Source organism: Nonomuraea sp. NPDC048882, assembly GCF_040649755.1.
In the GTDB taxonomy this organism is placed as follows: Bacteria; Actinomycetota; Actinomycetes; order Streptosporangiales; family Streptosporangiaceae; genus Nonomuraea; species Nonomuraea maheshkhaliensis.
The window spans coordinates 607,291-621,649 of the sequence record NZ_JBEZGB010000003.1; the positions used below are offsets into that span (position 1 = coordinate 607,291).

Below are 14,359 nucleotides of genomic sequence, written 5' to 3' on the forward strand. Positions count from 1 at the left end.
TGGTCACGTCACGGCGTTGGCCGCCCCGGGGAGACGGGACCCGTAGCGCGCTTCCGCCGGATCAGAGCCAGCCGCGGGACTCCGCCACCCGTACCGCCTCGGCGCGGTTGCGGGCGCCCGTCTTGCCGATCGCGGCGGACAGGTAGTTGCGCACGGTGCCCTCCGTGAGGAACAGCCGCCTGGCGATGTCGGCCACGGTGGCCTCGCCCGCCGCCACGCGCAGCACCTCCGCCTCCCGCTGGGTGAGCGGGCTGGGGCCGGTGGTGAGCGCGGTCACGGCCAGCTTGGGATCGATGACCCGCTCGCCGGCCAGCACCCGCCGTACGGTGGCGGCCAGCTCGGCGGCCGGGGCGTCCTTGACCACGTAACCGGCCACGCCGGCGTCGAGCGCCCTGCTGAGGTAGCCGGGGCGGCCGAACGTGGTGACGATGACCACGCGGTGACCGCGCAACTGCTCGGCGACCTCCAGGCCGGACATCCCGGGCATCTCGATGTCGAGAAGGATCACGTCGGGCTCGTGCTCCCGTGTCGCCGCGGCCACCTCGTCGCCCCGTCCCACCTCCGCCACGACCTCGATGTCGTCCTCCAGGGAGAGCAACGCGGCCAGGCCGCCCCTGACAAGGTCCTGGTCGTCCGCGATCAGCACCCGGATCACGCCGCACCCGCCCGCGTCGCCTCCAGCGGGACGCGCACCCGTAGCAGGTAGCCGCCCTCGGGTCGCGGCCCCGCCTCCAGCCGCCCGCCTGCGGCCCCGACCCGCTCAGCCAGCCCGGCCAGCCCACTCCCCACCGGCTCACCACCCCTGGCCGGTGCGGGGGTGGCGTGATCTTCACCCGCGGCGGTGCTCTGGTGGCCGTGGTCCTCGGGCACAGCGGTCGTGGCGGGGTGGCCGTCGTCGGTTACCTCCAGGGCGGCCGACGTCTCGTCCAGGCGCAACGCGATGTGGCAGTGGCGGGCGCGGCTGTGGCGCAGGACGTTCGTGGCGGCCTCCCGTACGGACCAGGCGAGCAGGGCTTCGGCGGCGGCCGGGATGGGCCCGTCGGCGGGGGACACCGTCACCTCGATCCCGGCCACCCCCAGATTACGGGTCGCCCCCTCCAGTTCCTCCGACAACGACGGCGCCCGGTACCCGGTGATCGTCCGCCGGACCTCGTCGAGCGCCCGCCGGGCGGCCCGCTCCACCTCCGTCATCTCGGCGGCGGCCCGCCCGGGGTCGGCGGGCGCCAGGCGGGCGGCGAGCTGGCTCCTGATCGTGATCGAGGTGAGCGTGTGCCCCAGCGTGTCGTGCAGGTCCCTGGCGAAGCGCAGCCGCTCGTTCTCCACGGCCAGCCGCGCGACCTCGGCCCTGGCCGCGTCCAGCCGCGCCACCAGCAGGCCCATGTGCCGCAGGCTGTGCACGGCGGCGGCCTGCACGGCGATGACGAGCGGCACCCACCAGACCCGGGACAGCGGCGCCCCCGACGCCAGTAGCGCTGTCACCTCCACGGCGGCGACGGCGGCCGTCGCGGCGGCGAAGGCCACGGCGGGCAGGGTGGCGGCGAAGGCGCTGACCGCGTACACGAACGACGTGTACGCCCACGGCTGCCCGAACAGCGGCAGCAGTGCCAGCCAGGACCCCGTCAGCCCGGCCACGGCCCACGGGTTGGCGGTCGTGGCGCGGGCGCTCAGCATCCGCCACATGATCGCCACCCAGCAGGCCGCGAACAGCGCCACCCCGCCCAGCGCCGCGATCACCGCAAGCGGCCCCGGCCCCCGTTCCATGAGCACCCACAGCGGCCAGCCGATCAGCAGCAGCCAGGCGCACGCGCCCGCTCTGGCCGCCGCCCGGCTTTTGGCGAAGTCGAACTCCCGCACCGGTGTCACAACGCCCGACGGTAACGCCACCCGGCCAGCGCGCAGAAGAGCAGTGTCCAGGCGGTCAGCACGGCGAGCGAGGTCCCGGTCGGCGGCAGGCCGTCCAGGGCCCGCCAACCCAGCGACCCCGCCTGGTAGGCCGGGCTGAGCTCGGCCAGCGCCCGCATCCCGGCCGGCATGGCCTGGACCGGCAGCCACAGCCCGCCGAGCACCGACATGGCGAAGTAGACGACCATCATGGCCAGGTTCGCGACCTGCCCCTTCAGCGTGTAGCCGAAGGCGACGCCGAGCGCCGCGAAAGGCAGCACACCGACCCAGATCAGCACCACCAGGACGGGCCAGGTGCCGGCCGGCAGCCGGACGCCGGACAGCAGCGCGCCCGCGCCGAGCACCACGACGATGCTCGGCAGCACCGTGGCCGCGCCGCTGAGCAGCTTGGCCGTCACGTAGCCGTGCGCGGGCAGCGGTGTCACCGCGAGCTGGTCGAGCCAGCCCCTGCCCCGCTCCATCGCGATGGCGCCCCCGATGAACAGCGCGCCGCCCATCGCGCCGTACGTGGCCATCGACACCATCGAGTACGCGGCGAAGTCGCCCGTCTGGTCGCGCGGCACCACGTCGAGCACCTTCGTCCACAGCAGGTAGAGCCCCAGCGGGAAGAACGTCAGCATGACCAGCCCCACCGGGTTGCGGAACCCGCGCACCAGCTCCAGCCGCAGATACGACCCCATCGCCCCCACCGATCCCCTCGACCGCACCGATTTCGATCCCACTGGTCCCGATCCCGCCGATCCCATCAGCTCCGCCCTCCCGTCAGGCTCACGAACGCGCTCTCCAGGTCCACACCCTCGACCCGCACCCCCGTGACGTCCTCGTACGCGCTAAACAGCGCGCGCAGCGTGGCGTCCGGATCCACGGTCCGCAACCGCACCGCACGCCCCTCCACGCTCACGTGACGCACTCCGGGCAGGAGCGCCAGCCGGGCAGGGTCGGCGCCGTCCAGCACGCACCGCACCTCGTCCCCGCCGACCAGGGACTTCACCTCGGCCACCGACCCGTCCGCGACGACCCGCCCGCCGGCGAGCAGCACGACCCGGTCGGCGTAGTCGTCGGCCTCGGTCAGATAGTGGGTGGCGAAGACGGCCGTGCCGCCCCGCCCGGTCCTGGCCCTGATCTCGCGCCACAGCGCCCGGCGGCCCTCGACGTCCAGCCCGACGGTCGGCTCGTCCAGCACCAGCAGTTCCGGATCCCCGGCCACGCACAGCGCGAACCTGACCCGCTGCCGCTGCCCGCCCGACAGCCGCCCGACGAGGCGGCGAGCCAGCTCCTCGATGCCCGCCGCCCGCAGCGCCCGCTCCGGCGGCGGCCGGTCCGGATACATCCCGGCGACGGCGGCCACCAGCTCGCCCACCCGTACGTCGTCCAGCAGCCCCGACTCCTGCGGCAGCACCCCGACCAGGCCCGCCCGCAGCGCCTCGTCCGGCGGGCGGCCGAGGACCCTGGCGGTGCCCGAGGCGGGGGCGCGCAGGCCGAGCGCGATGGACAGCAGCGTGCTCTTGCCGGCCCCGTTCGGGCCCAGCACCGCCACCGTCTCGCCCCGGCCGACCTTCAGATCGACGCCGCCGAGCGCGGTGACCGGCCCGTAGGTCTTGGTCACGGCCCTGAGTTCCAGCGCGTTCCCCTTCACATCACTCATGCGCCCAGCCTGACGGTGCAGGTGGGGGCGGGTGTAGTGCCGTACGTCAGCCGGGCCCGCATGACGGACGTCATGTGCCCGAGGCCCCGTCCGGCGGTCCCGGTTGCATCGGACTGTCCTTTCGGAGGCTGACACTCTGCCGAAATGGCACGTAATATGCGCACATCACGAGCGTTGGGGGCGCCAGGGTGCCAGGACAGAACGTGGGTGTGGTCGTCGATCCGGGTGTGCCGCCGGAGATCGCCGGGCTGTTGCGGTCCAACGTCTCCTTACTGTCCAGGATCAGGGCCGGATGGGTGCCGCCCGCCGCGGCGCCGCCGCAGCGCCGCCGCAGTCCGTCCAGCGCGTTGCTGCTGGCCGCCACCCCGGTCGTGATCGCCCTCATGGCCGTCCTGCTCGCCTCGCCGGTGGCGCCCGCCGGGTTCGTGCTGCTCGGCACGTACGTCTTCATCGTCCTGGTGAAGATCGCCTCCATGAGCGAGGTCCCCGAGGACGACCGCCCGCACGAGCGCGGCGTCTACGAGCAGGCCCGCTGGTACGACGGCCGCTACCTGCTGCCCGAGGACTTCGACCACGACGCCAGGACGGTCCTGACCAGGGCGCAGCGCGCCATCGGGTCGGTCCTGCGCTCCCACGTCAACGCCGAGGGCATGCTCGACGACGCCCGCAACGCCGTCATGCTGCCCGCCCAGGAGTGGGAGATCGCCCGGCTGCTGGCCAAGCTGTCGGCGCTGCGCCTGGAGCACAGGGAGCTGCTGGCCAGGGGCATCGCCCCCGAGGTGGCCGCGGTGATCGAGCCGCTCGAACGCGCCCTGGTCAACAGCGAGGCCGCCGTGGTCGCCCGGGTCGAGGCGCTGGAGCGCTACGCCGGGCACGTCGCGGAGGCCGAGCGCGCCTACCACGCGCGCGGCCAGATCGAGGAGTTGCGCGCCCGGCTGCCCCGTTACGAGGAACTGCTGGCCGAGTCCGGCGCGGACAAGCTCGCCGTGCCGGAGATCGAACGGCTGGCCGAGGACGCCGACGTCCTGGAACGCACGTTGCGACGCAGCGTGGACTCCGCGCACGAGGCGTTCCGCTACCTGGAAAGCTGACACCCGGACAGAAGGGCACATAGGATCAGTAACGTGGCCGGGCGTCCTGCGAAGGTGATCGTCGATCCGGCGGTGCCCGGCGACGTCGCGGCCCTTCTCCGCGACAATCGCAAGATCCTGCTGCGGGTCCACGCCGGCTGGGAGCCCGCGCACAAGCGCCACCTGCCCATGACGGGACCCATGACCAGCCGGGCGTTCCGGCTCGCGATCACCCTGGCGGCCGTCGTGACGGCCCTCGGCGCGACCGTGTACGGGCTCATGCTCTTCGTGGCCGAGCGCTACACCCCGTTCGCCGTGATCATGACGGGGGCGGCGCTGCTGTTCGTCAGCGTGCTGCTGCGGCCCAGGACCGACGCCGAGGCGGAGCGGCGGCGGGAGCGCGAGCGCGAGGTCTACGAGGCCGCCCGCCGGCACGAGGGCCACTACGTCCTGCGCGAACGGCTCGACGACCCTGCCAGGGCGCTCATGTCCCGCGCCCAGGCCGCCGTCGACCAGGTCATGGACTCCCACGTGAACGCCGAGGGCCTGCTCGACGACGTACGCAACGGCGTGATGCTGCCCGCGCAGGAGTGGGAGATCGCCCGGCTGCTGGCCAAGCTGTCGGAGCTGCGCGCTGAGCACCAGGAGGTCGTCTCGGAGGGCATCACCCCCGAGGTGGCCGCCGTGGCCGAGCCCTTCGCCCATGCGCTGGACAGCAGCGAGCGGGCGGTGCTGGCCCGCGTGGAGGCACTGGAGCGGTACGCGGGCCACGTGGCCGACGCCGAGCGCGCGTACCGGGCCAGGCACCAGATCGAACGTCTCAGCTCCAAACTGCACCAGTACGAGGAACTGGTCGCGGAGACGGGGGCGGACGGCTTCGCCGTGCCGGAGCTGGACCGCCTGACCGACGAGGCCGGCCGGCTTGAGCAGGCGCTGCGCGACAGCGTCAGCTCCGCGCACGAAGCATTTCGACACCTCAACGGCTGAATTACCTTAGGATCCGGATTCGTGGCGGATGTGGTGGTAGACCCCGGAGTACCGCCGGAGGACGCCCAATTGCTCAGGGAGAGCCGGCGCGTACTGATCAAGATGCGCCACGGCTGGGTCCCCGAGCCGCGGCGATCGGCCTCCGGCCTGCGTGTCCGCAGGATCGCCTCGCTCGGCGGCGTGGCCTTCTTCGGCCTGCTCATGGGAGTGGGCTTCCTGGGCCGCGGGGTGGGCCTGCTGCTGCTCGTGCTGATCGGCATCCCGCTGATGATCGCGCTGTCCATCCGCAACGACCTGACGGAGGAGGACGAGGACGACGGCGACTACGAGCGGGAGATCTACGAGCAACTGCGCTGGTACGAGGGCCGCTACGTGCTCCCCGACGACCTCGACGAGGCCTCCGCCCGCATCCTGGCCCGCGCCCAGCGCGCCATCGCCGCCGTCACCGGGTCCAGGGTCAACGCAGAAGGGCTGCTCGACGACGTGCGCAACGCGGTGATGCTGCCCGCGCAGGAGTGGGAGATCGCCCGGCTGCTGGCCAAACTGTCGGCCCTGCGCACCAAGCACAGGGAGACCGTCTCGCAGGGGCTCACGCCCGAGGTCGAGGCCGTGGCCGCGCCCCTCGCCCGGGCGCTGGACAGCAGCGAGGACGCCGTGCTGGCCCGGGTCGAGGCGCTGGAACGGTACGCCGCCAACGTGGCGGACGCCGAGCGGGCGTACCTGGCCCAGCACCAGATCGAGGAGCTGCGCGGGCGGCTGCACCAGTACGAGGAACTGGTCGCCGAGACAGGGGCGGACGGGTTCGCCGTGCCGGAGCTGGAACGCCTGGCCGAGGACGCCGACCGGCTTGAGCAGGCACTGAGGCGGAGCGTGAGCTCCGCCCAGGAGGCCTTCCGCTACCTCGACCCGTGAGCCGGGCTCAGCCGCCCACCCGCCGCGCCCGCTCGTGAGCCGGGCTCAGGACGGGTTCGGCTGGCGTGGGGCGTGCACTGCCGCGGCCGGGTGGTTCGCGGCGTCCAGCAGCAGGTCGCACAGGGCGTCGGCCGCGTCCAGGCGCCCCAGCCCGGCCGCCGCCTGCCCCATCGCCTGCCGCAGCCCCGGATCGGCCAGCAGCGGCATCAGCTCGGCCAGCAGCATGTCGCCCGTGGGCCGCGGTTCGAGCAGCGCCCGTGCCGCGCCCGCCGAAGCCAGGTAACCGGCGTTCTTGCGCTGCTCGTCACCGCCGGTCGGGATCAGCGGCACCAGCACGGAGGGCTTGCCGATCGCGGTCAGCTCCGACACCGTGCCGGCCCCGCTGCGCGAGATCACCACGTCGGCCGCGGCGAACAGGTCGGGCAACTCCTCGCCCACGTACGGCACCGGATGGTAGCGGTCGGCCAGGTCAGGCGGCAGCGCCACCGCCCGCATCTCGTCGATCAGCGCGGGCCCGCACTGGTGCACGATCTGCGCGTGCTGCAGCAGCCGGGGCAGGATCTCCGCGATCAGCGTGTTGATCTGCCGGCTGCCCTGCGCGCCGCCCGTCACGTAGATCAGCGGCACCTCGAACGTGAGCCCGAACAGGTCGTAGGCCGCCGCCCGGTTGCCCTGCAGCAGCGCGGGCCTGACCGGGTTGCCGGTCACCACGGCCTTCGCCCGGGCCGACGCGGGCAGGTAGTCGAGCGACGACTCGTGGGACAGCGCGATCCTGGTCGCCAGCCTGGCCAGGATGCGGTTGGCCAGCCCCACCACCGTGGTCTGCTCGTGCATGACCAGCGGGCGGCGGATCAGCTTGGCCGCCACCCCGATGGGGACCGCCACGTAGCCCCCCGTCGACAGCACCACGTCGGGCAGGTAGCGGGCGGCGTGCCCGACCGCCTGGAACACCCCCACCGGGATGCGGAAGACGTCGGCGACGTTGGTGCCCAGCTCTTTCAGGTTGGGGCGGCGGCGCAGCTTTCCCGTCGTGATCGCCTTGAACGGGATGCCGTGCTCGGCGGTGATCCGCGCCTCAAGGCCGTTGGCCGTGCCCACCCAGAGCACGTCGTGCGGCACCTGACGTCGCTGGACGGCCGACAGGGTCGTCAGGGCCGGATAGGTGTGACCACCGGTGCCGCCGCCGGTGATCAGCAGTCGCAGGGTTCGTGACATGCGATCAGAGTATGGCCGCACAGCGGAACCCCGTGTGCCCGGTCGAGGAGTCCGGTGTGTTGGAGGTGCGCGCGGCCACCCGGTAGCGGTTGCAGTAGGAGTCGTGGCACATGTACGAGCCGCCGCGGATCACCTTCCCCTGCCCCTCCGCCGGCCCCGTGGGATTGTCGGCGTACGGCTCCCACTCCGTGCCCCACCAGTCCGCGGTCCACTCCCACACGTTGCCCGAGACGTTGTAGAGCCCGTAGCCGTTCGGCTGGAACGACTTGACCGGCATCGTCCCCTTGCTCGGCGCGGACGGGAAGTGTCCCTCCCAGATGTTGCAGCGCTTGCGGCCCTTCGGCGCCAGCTCGTCGCCCCACGGGTAACGCTTGCGCTCCAGCCCGCCCCTGGCCGCCGCCTCCCACTCGGCCTCGGTCGGCAGGCGCTTGCCCGCCCAGGTGGCGTACGCGGTGGCGTCGTTCCAGGACACGTGGACGACCGGATGGTTCTGGCGGTCGCCGTTGGAGGAGCCGGGGCCTTCAGGCGTACGCCACGTGGCCCCCTCCACGCCCGCCCACCAGGGCGCGCCCGGCACGGTCGCGTCGATCACGCCCGCTCTGGCGAACTGGCGGAACACGAACGACCAGCCGATCTGCTCGGCCTCGGTGACATAACCGGTCTCCTTCACGAACGTGGCGAACTGCGCGTTCGTCACGCACACTGGATCGATCATGAAGGGATCGAGCCTGACCTCACGCACCGGCCCCTCGCCGTCCTCGGGCCGTCCGTCCGGATCGTCCCCGCCCACGACGTACGTCCCGCCGGGCACGCGCACCATCCCGCGCGGCGCCGTCCGCCGCGCCGTGATCGTGACGGCCTCCTGGATCGGCCCGCCGTTTTTCTCGACCGGCCCGCCGGTGACCTCGGCCGGTCCGTCGGCGGCCTCCCTGCTCGGGCCACAACAAGCGCTCACAGACCCCCCAAAACGTGTCATGACACCAAGGAAGGGTAGTGCCTGTACCATGCCCGCGATCACACGGCCGGCGCGTGTGACGGCGGCCGAGTCGCTGGCCGTGGCCGCCACGCTGGTTCTGCCGACCCTGGCGCAGGGCGTCGTGGTGCGGCGGCCCTCCATGGTTCGCCTGGCCGCCCTGTGCCGGGCCGAGGAGCGTGCGATCCGGCTCCTGCGCCGGCTGCGCGCCACGTATGGCGACGGGCCGCTGATGGTGCCCGTGCCAGGGCGCGGCTGGGCGATGCTGCCGCTGGCCTCCCGCGACGTACGCGCGGTGCTGGAGGACCGGGCGTTCAGCCCGGCCAGCAGGGACAAACGCGGCGCGCTCGCCCACTTCCAGCCCGACGGCGTGCTGATCACCCCAGAACGCGACCTCCGCGACCGCCGCCGCGCCCTGAACGAACAGGTCCTGCACACCGGCCACCTCCCCGTCACCGAGATCGCCGCGGAGGAGGCAGCCACGCTGCCCCGTCAGGGGATGCTGACCTGGCCGCTCTTCCACGCCGCCCACTGGCGGCTGGCGCGGCGGGTCGTGCTCGGTGACGGTGCCCGCCACGACGTGACCCTCACCAGGCAGCTCGACCGGCTGCGCCGTGACGCCAACTGGGCGTGGCTGCGCGGGCAGCGCACCGACGTGCGCAACGCGTTCCAGCGGCGGCTGGCCGCCCACCTCGCCAGGGCCGAGCCCGGCAGCCTGGCCGGAGAACTGGCCAGGGCGGAGGCGGCGGCGGATGTGCACGCTGAGGGGCAGGTGCCGCACTGGCTGTTCGCCTACGACGCCGGCGCCATGGCCGCCTACCGCGCCCTGGCCCTCCTGACCTCGCCCATGTGCCGCCAGGACCGGGGCTCCTCGGATCAGGGCCGCCAGGGTCGGGGTTCGGCGGGGGACGCGGGGGTGCCGGGGGCCGACCGGCTGAGGGCGGCCGTGCTGGAGTCCGTGCGGCTCTGGCCCACCACGCTCGCCATCCTGCGCGAGGTCACCGGCCCCAACCCCTGGGACCTCCCGGCGGGCACGACGGTGATGATCCACAGCCCGTACGTCAACAGGGAGGAGTCCGGCGCCTCCTACCGTCCCGACCTGTGGCTCGAAGGCGGGCCGGAACCCGGGAACGACGGCGGGACCTGGGCGGGGGTGCCCTTCAGCGGCGGGTTCGCCCGCTGCCCGGGCGAGGATCTGGTGCTGGCCACCTCGGCCGCGCTGCTGGGCGCGTTCCTGCGGGAGCGCGCGGTCAGGCCGTCCGTCATCCTGGAGAACCCGATGCCCGTCACGTTCGATCACTTCCGACTGCGTTTCACGATAAAAGCCGCAAAACGGTAGCGTTTTCTTATGCGACTCGGCGTGCTGGACATCGGCTCGAACACCGTCCATTTACTGGTCGTCGACGCCCACCGGGGCGCCCGGCCCATGCCCGCCTACTCCCACAAGGTCGACCTGCGCCTGACCGAGCACCTCGACGACGAGCACCGGCTGGGGGCGCAGGGCATCGAACGGCTCGGCGGCTTCGTCGAGGAGGCCGTTCACCTCGCCGAGGACAAGGGCGTGGAGGAGCTGCTGGCCTTCGCCACCTCCGCCGTGCGCGAGGCGGCCAACGTCGAGCAGGTCCTCGCGGAGGTCGACGAGCGCTGCGGCGTGCACATCGAGGTGCTGTCCGGGCGCGACGAGGCCCGTTTGACGTTCCTGGCCGTGCGGCGCTGGTTCGGCTGGTCGCCGGGGCGGCTGCTCGCCTTCGACATCGGCGGCGGCTCGCTGGAGATCGCCGCCGGCGTGGACGAGGAGCCCGACGCGGCGGTGTCGCTGCCGCTGGGCGCGGGACGGCTCACGCGCGACTGGTTCACCGGCGACCCGCCGTCGCCGGACGAGGTGCGCAAGCTGCGCAAGCACGTACGCGCCGAGATCGCCCGCAATGTCGGCGGCATCGCGAGGTACGGCGTGCCCGACCGCGCGGTCGCCACCTCCAAGACCTTCAAGCAGCTGGCCAGAATCGCCGGCGCGGCGCCCTCCAGCGACGGCCCGTACGTCTCCCGCTCGCTGTCCCGCCAGGACATGGCCGACTGGGCCGGCAAGCTCACCACCATGGGCTCCGCCGAGCGGGCGCGGCTGTCGGGCGTGTCGGAGGGGCGGGCGGCGCAACTGGCGGCCGGGGCGCTGGTCGCCGACGCGGCCATGGACCTGTTCGAGGTGGACCGGCTGGAGGTGTGCCCGTGGGCGCTGCGCGAGGGAGTCATACTGCGCCGGCTCGACGTGCTGCCCGGGCGGCTCGACCAGCGCGACGGTCTGGCGGAGTAAGCTCGATCTATCCCTATTTATTGGCATGAAGTCCTGGTGAGTGGGCATTTCACGCCGAATGATGACACTGCTCGGCGCGCTCGGGACCCTGGCGGTCGTCCTCCTCCTCATCGTCCTGTCTGTGCTGCTCATCGCGGGCGTCTCGATGGTCGTCCTGCTGGCGATGGCGGCCTCGCTGACCCACTGGAAGCGGTGGTGGAACCGGCTGACCCGGGGAAACCCGGCTGCCGGGGAAGCGGATGCTGAGCCCGCCACGCCCGCGGAGCCGGAAACGGTCACAGGGGGAGCGGAGCCGGAGGACGATACGAGCCCCGGCGAGGAGACGTCACCCGCGGGGCTGCGAATGGAGCTGAGCGGAGCCCGGGCCTCCCGGCCATGACGGCCGCGGAGGTCTCCGGGACAGCGACGGTCGTGCGGCGTTTCAGGGGAAGGACGGTGGGGGCGCGGGCCGGCGGGGCTTACGCAGGCCGGGCCCTGGACGCTCGTGCGACCTGTGCCCGGATGCCGCCCGCCAGGGAGCCTAGGTGGTCATCAGCTGCTGCCCGGCCGCCCCCGGCGCGTACCGCAGGCGCTTCTCCAGGCAGACCACCGCTCCGTGCTCTCTCCTGTTGGTGAATCGGATGTCGTCGGCGAGCGCGCGCATGATCTGCAGCCCGCGTCCGTGCTCGGAGCCGGGTTCGGGTATGGACACCTTGTCGGCGTCGAACCCGTCGCCCGTGTCGACCACCCTGATCACGCACAGGTGGTCGTGCACCGACGCGCTGACCGTGTAGTCGTCGCTCGGCGCCGCGTGCTTGATCACGTTGGAGCACGCCTCGGTGAGCATGAGTTCGATGTCGTCGCGGACCTGCGGCTCGACGCCGAGCGACCGCAGCGTGCCGTCCAGCATCTGCCTGATCAGCGGAACGCTCGCCGCATCTCTGGGCAGTCGGAGCGCCATCGTAGCCTCCACCGCACCTCCTTCCGTCCGGATGCGTGCGGTGCTCCTGCCCTCAAACACCTGCGGCAATCGTCCCTCAGCGATCGGGGGCCCCGGAGCCGGCGGGCTCCAGGAGGCGGAAGGCCACCTCCAGGCAGGCTTTGTGGATCTCGTCCTCCGACAGTTCGCCCTCCTGGAGCATCCACTTGCCCGCGTGCATGGCGAACAGGGCCAGCGAGTGGCTGACGCGCTCGGCGGGAGTGGCGTCCGGTTCGCTGATCTGCTTGGTCAGCTCGATCATCCGCTCGCGGATCCTGATCAGCGTGGGATGGTCGCGCAGCGCGGTCTGGTTGCGTTCGAGGAACCTGGAGATCCCGAGATGCCGCTCGCTCCTGACGCTGTCGGCGTAACGCATGACCAGCTCACGGCGCATCTCCGGGGTGCGCGGGCGGCTCTTGACCCATTTCAGCAGCTCCTCCAGCTCCTCGAGGCGCTTGTCGACCAGGCTCGTCACGATGTCGTCCTTGGTCTTGAAGTGGTAGTAGAGCGCGGCCTTCGTCACCCCGAGCTCCTCGGCGATCTCCCGCAGCGACGTCGCCTCGTATCCCTGCTCGGTGAAGAGCCGCAGTGCGATCTCCTGGATCCGGGTTCGCGTGTCTTCCCGCACTTCGCACCTTTTCGACTTGACGGCCGGCAAGTAAGTATCTACATTCTACGCTTGCCGGTCGGCAAGTAAGTACGTGGACACGGGGGTGTGTGGTGGCGGAAACAGTCGGAAGACGCCGCGAGGTCATGGTCGTCCTGCCCGGCTTAATGCTGGCGATGGTCCTGGCCATGCTGGACAACATGATCGTGGGCACGGCCATGCCGCGCATCGTGGGCGAGCTCGGCGGGCTGACCCACCTGTCCTGGGTCGTCACCGCGTACGTGCTGGGCACCACCGTCTCGACCCCGATCTGGGGCAAGATCGGCGACCTGTACGGGCGCAAGAACATCTTCATCATCTCGGTCGTCATCTTCATGGTGGGCTCAGCCCTCTGCGGCATGGCCGGCTCCGACCTGCTCGGCGGCCCCGACGGCGGCATGGCCGAGCTCATCGCCTTCCGCGCCGTGCAGGGCCTCGGCGCCGGCGGCCTGATGGTGAACGTCATGGCCATCATCGGCGACCTGGTCCCGCCCCGCGAGCGCGGCCAGTACCAGGGCATCATGGCCGGCGTCATGTCGCTGGCGATGTTCGCAGGACCCCTCGTCGGCGGCTTCATCACCGACCACCTCGACTGGCGCTGGGCCTTCTACGTGAACCTCCCCGTCGGCGCGGTCGCGCTCGTGCTGCTGGTGCTGACGCTGCGCCTGCCGCGGGTGGAGCGCGGCGACGTGCGCATCGACTGGGTGGGCGCGGGCCTGCTCTCGGTGAGCATCACCGCGATGGTGCTCATCACCACCTGGGGCGGCAACGAGTACGCCTGGGGCTCCTGGCAGATCCTCGGCCTGGCCGCGCTCGCCGTTCTCACGCTCGTGCTCTTCATCATGGTCGAGCGCAAGGTCGCCGAGCCGATCATGCCGCTGCAGCTGTTCCGCAACCGCAACTTCACCCTCATCTCGGCCATCGGCTTCCTGCTCGGCTTCGCCATGTTCGGCGCGATCAACTTCCTGCCGCTGTTCCAGCAGATGGTGCAGGGCGCCTCGGCCACCAACTCCGGCCTGCTGCTGCTGCCCATGATGGGCGCGGCCATGGTCGTGTCGCTGTTCGTGGGCAAGGCCATCACCAGCACGGGGAAGTACAAGATCTACCCGGTGATCGGCGGCGTGGGCATGACCGCGGGCATGGGGCTGCTGTCCACCATGGGCGTCACCACGCCGTCCTGGACGACCGGCGTGTTCATCGCGGTGCTCGGGCTCGGCATGGGCTTCCTCATGCAGACCACGATGCTCATCGCGCAGAACAGCGTCGAGCAGCGCGACCTGGGCGTCGCCAGCAGCGCCTCCACGTTCTTCCGGTCGATCGGCGGCTCGTTCGGCGTCTCGCTGTTCGGGGCGATCTTCAACAACCACCTGCTGTCGGAGCTGACCGAGCGGGTCGGCCGGCAGGAGGCGGAGCGTCTGGCCGCGACCGGCGCCAGGATGGACCCGGCGGCGGTCGCGAACATGCCGGTCCAGACGCGCACCGGGCTGCTGGAGTCGCTGGCGACCTCGATCTCCGGGGTGTTCTGGTGGGCCATCGTGTTCGCGATCGTGGTGCCGGTGCTGGCGGCGTTCGTCAAGGAGATCCCGCTGCGCGGCGCCGCCCCGGTGGACTCCCCGGCGGACAAGACGGTCGCCCCCGCGGCAGGCTGAACCGGCTGCCGAACGGCTCGGCCGCCGAGCTGCCGAACGGCCGAGCTGCCGAACGGCCAGGTAGGCGGGCTGACCCCGGGCCGTACCCGGGGAA

15 protein-coding genes are annotated in these 14,359 nt (G+C 72.0%); 7 read left to right on the forward strand and 8 right to left on the reverse strand.

Features of this window, described 5'->3' with window-relative positions:
- Positions 1 to 61: 61 nt before the first annotated feature.
- The 4 genes from AB0C27_RS12735 to AB0C27_RS12750 all read right to left on the reverse strand — a co-directional run bounded on the left by AB0C27_RS12735 (position 62) and on the right by AB0C27_RS12750 (position 3,547).
- The gene (locus AB0C27_RS12735; protein WP_357842115.1) at positions 62 to 655 is read right to left on the reverse strand and encodes a response regulator transcription factor; all 594 of its coding nucleotides are present in this window, start codon (positions 653 to 655) and stop codon (positions 62 to 64) included.
- Entirely contained in the window at positions 652 to 1,863 is a 1,212-nt protein-coding gene (locus AB0C27_RS12740; RefSeq protein WP_357842118.1) for a sensor histidine kinase, read from the reverse strand. Before AB0C27_RS12740 ends, AB0C27_RS12735 begins: the two co-directional genes overlap by 4 nt.
- A complete protein-coding gene (locus AB0C27_RS12745; RefSeq protein ID WP_357842121.1) occupies positions 1,860 to 2,582 on the reverse strand; it encodes an ABC transporter permease in 723 nt (240 codons plus the stop codon). Before AB0C27_RS12745 ends, AB0C27_RS12740 begins: the two co-directional genes overlap by 4 nt.
- A 65-nt stretch (positions 2,583 to 2,647) precedes the next feature.
- The gene (locus AB0C27_RS12750; protein ID WP_357842124.1) at positions 2,648 to 3,547 is read right to left on the reverse strand and encodes an ABC transporter ATP-binding protein; all 900 of its coding nucleotides are present in this window, start codon (positions 3,545 to 3,547) and stop codon (positions 2,648 to 2,650) included.
- A 203-nt stretch (positions 3,548 to 3,750) separates the two neighbouring features.
- On the opposite strand from AB0C27_RS12750, the gene AB0C27_RS12755 reads away from it, so the two are divergent.
- Genes AB0C27_RS12755 through AB0C27_RS12765 form a run of 3 tightly spaced genes read left to right on the forward strand, consistent with a single transcriptional unit; the run spans position 3,751 to position 6,516 of the window.
- Positions 3,751 to 4,638 carry a hypothetical protein gene (locus AB0C27_RS12755; protein ID WP_357842127.1) on the forward strand — a complete coding sequence of 296 codons (888 nt, stop codon included), beginning with the start codon at positions 3,751 to 3,753 and terminating at the stop codon, positions 4,636 to 4,638.
- Positions 4,639 to 4,671: 33 nt separating this feature from the next.
- Positions 4,672 to 5,604: a hypothetical protein gene (locus tag AB0C27_RS12760; protein WP_357842129.1), complete on the forward strand. Its 933-nt coding sequence runs from the start codon at positions 4,672 to 4,674 to the stop codon at positions 5,602 to 5,604.
- A gap of 21 nt (positions 5,605 to 5,625) precedes the next feature.
- Positions 5,626 to 6,516 (forward strand): hypothetical protein, encoded by an 891-nt coding sequence (locus AB0C27_RS12765; RefSeq protein WP_357842132.1) that lies wholly within the window; start codon positions 5,626 to 5,628, stop codon positions 6,514 to 6,516.
- A 45-nt stretch (positions 6,517 to 6,561) separates the two neighbouring features.
- Here AB0C27_RS12765 and AB0C27_RS12770 read toward each other — a convergent pair whose 3' ends face one another.
- A complete protein-coding gene (locus AB0C27_RS12770; protein WP_357842135.1) occupies positions 6,562 to 7,731 on the reverse strand; it encodes a UDP-N-acetylglucosamine--N-acetylmuramyl-(pentapeptide) pyrophosphoryl-undecaprenol N-acetylglucosamine transferase in 1,170 nt (389 codons plus the stop codon).
- 4 nt (positions 7,732 to 7,735) lie between these two features.
- Positions 7,736 to 8,707, reverse strand: coding sequence for a formylglycine-generating enzyme family protein (locus AB0C27_RS12775; protein ID WP_357842138.1), 972 nt, complete (start codon positions 8,705 to 8,707; stop codon positions 7,736 to 7,738).
- A gap of 28 nt (positions 8,708 to 8,735) precedes the next feature.
- On the opposite strand from AB0C27_RS12775, the gene AB0C27_RS12780 reads away from it, so the two are divergent.
- Genes AB0C27_RS12780 through AB0C27_RS12790 form a run of 3 tightly spaced genes read left to right on the forward strand, consistent with a single transcriptional unit; the run spans position 8,736 to position 11,391 of the window.
- A complete protein-coding gene (locus AB0C27_RS12780; protein WP_357842141.1) occupies positions 8,736 to 10,043 on the forward strand; it encodes a cytochrome P450 in 1,308 nt (435 codons plus the stop codon).
- A gap of 9 nt (positions 10,044 to 10,052) precedes the next feature.
- Complete coding sequence (locus AB0C27_RS12785) at positions 10,053 to 11,012, forward strand: Ppx/GppA phosphatase family protein (RefSeq protein WP_357842143.1); 960 nt, start codon at positions 10,053 to 10,055, stop codon at positions 11,010 to 11,012.
- Between the two features lie 58 nt (positions 11,013 to 11,070).
- A complete protein-coding gene (locus tag AB0C27_RS12790) occupies positions 11,071 to 11,391 on the forward strand; it encodes a hypothetical protein (protein WP_357842146.1) in 321 nt (106 codons plus the stop codon).
- 141 nt (positions 11,392 to 11,532) lie between these two features.
- On the opposite strand, the gene AB0C27_RS12795 is transcribed toward AB0C27_RS12790, so the two are convergent.
- Both AB0C27_RS12795 and AB0C27_RS12800 read right to left on the reverse strand, forming a co-directional pair.
- On the reverse strand, positions 11,533 to 11,964 hold the full coding sequence (locus AB0C27_RS12795) for an ATP-binding protein (protein WP_357842149.1): 432 nt from the start codon (positions 11,962 to 11,964) through the stop codon (positions 11,533 to 11,535).
- Positions 11,965 to 12,028: 64 nt separating this feature from the next.
- Positions 12,029 to 12,598, reverse strand: a complete 570-nt coding sequence (locus AB0C27_RS12800; RefSeq protein WP_357842152.1) for a helix-turn-helix domain-containing protein — start codon at positions 12,596 to 12,598, stop codon at positions 12,029 to 12,031.
- A 92-nt stretch (positions 12,599 to 12,690) separates the two neighbouring features.
- On the opposite strand from AB0C27_RS12800, the gene AB0C27_RS12805 reads away from it, so the two are divergent.
- On the forward strand, positions 12,691 to 14,265 hold the full coding sequence (locus tag AB0C27_RS12805) for an MDR family MFS transporter (protein ID WP_357842155.1): 1,575 nt from the start codon (positions 12,691 to 12,693) through the stop codon (positions 14,263 to 14,265).
- Positions 14,266 to 14,359: the final 94 nt, after the last annotated feature.

Coding starts and splice junctions, on each gene's coding strand:
- AB0C27_RS12745 (WP_357842121.1), bottom strand. CDS start 2,582: ATGGGGTCGTATCTGCGGCTGGAGCTGGTGCGCGGGTTCCGCAACCCG.
- AB0C27_RS12750 (WP_357842124.1), bottom strand. CDS start 3,547: ATGAGTGATGTGAAGGGGAACGCGCTGGAACTCAGGGCCGTGACCAAG.
- AB0C27_RS12770 (WP_357842135.1), bottom strand. CDS start 7,731: ATGTCACGAACCCTGCGACTGCTGATCACCGGCGGCGGCACCGGTGGT.
- AB0C27_RS12775 (WP_357842138.1), bottom strand. CDS start 8,707: ATGACACGTTTTGGGGGGTCTGTGAGCGCTTGTTGTGGCCCGAGCAGG.
- AB0C27_RS12780 (WP_357842141.1), top strand. CDS start 8,736: ATGCCCGCGATCACACGGCCGGCGCGTGTGACGGCGGCCGAGTCGCTG.
- AB0C27_RS12785 (WP_357842143.1), top strand. CDS start 10,053: ATGCGACTCGGCGTGCTGGACATCGGCTCGAACACCGTCCATTTACTG.
- AB0C27_RS12790 (WP_357842146.1), top strand. CDS start 11,071: ATGATGACACTGCTCGGCGCGCTCGGGACCCTGGCGGTCGTCCTCCTC.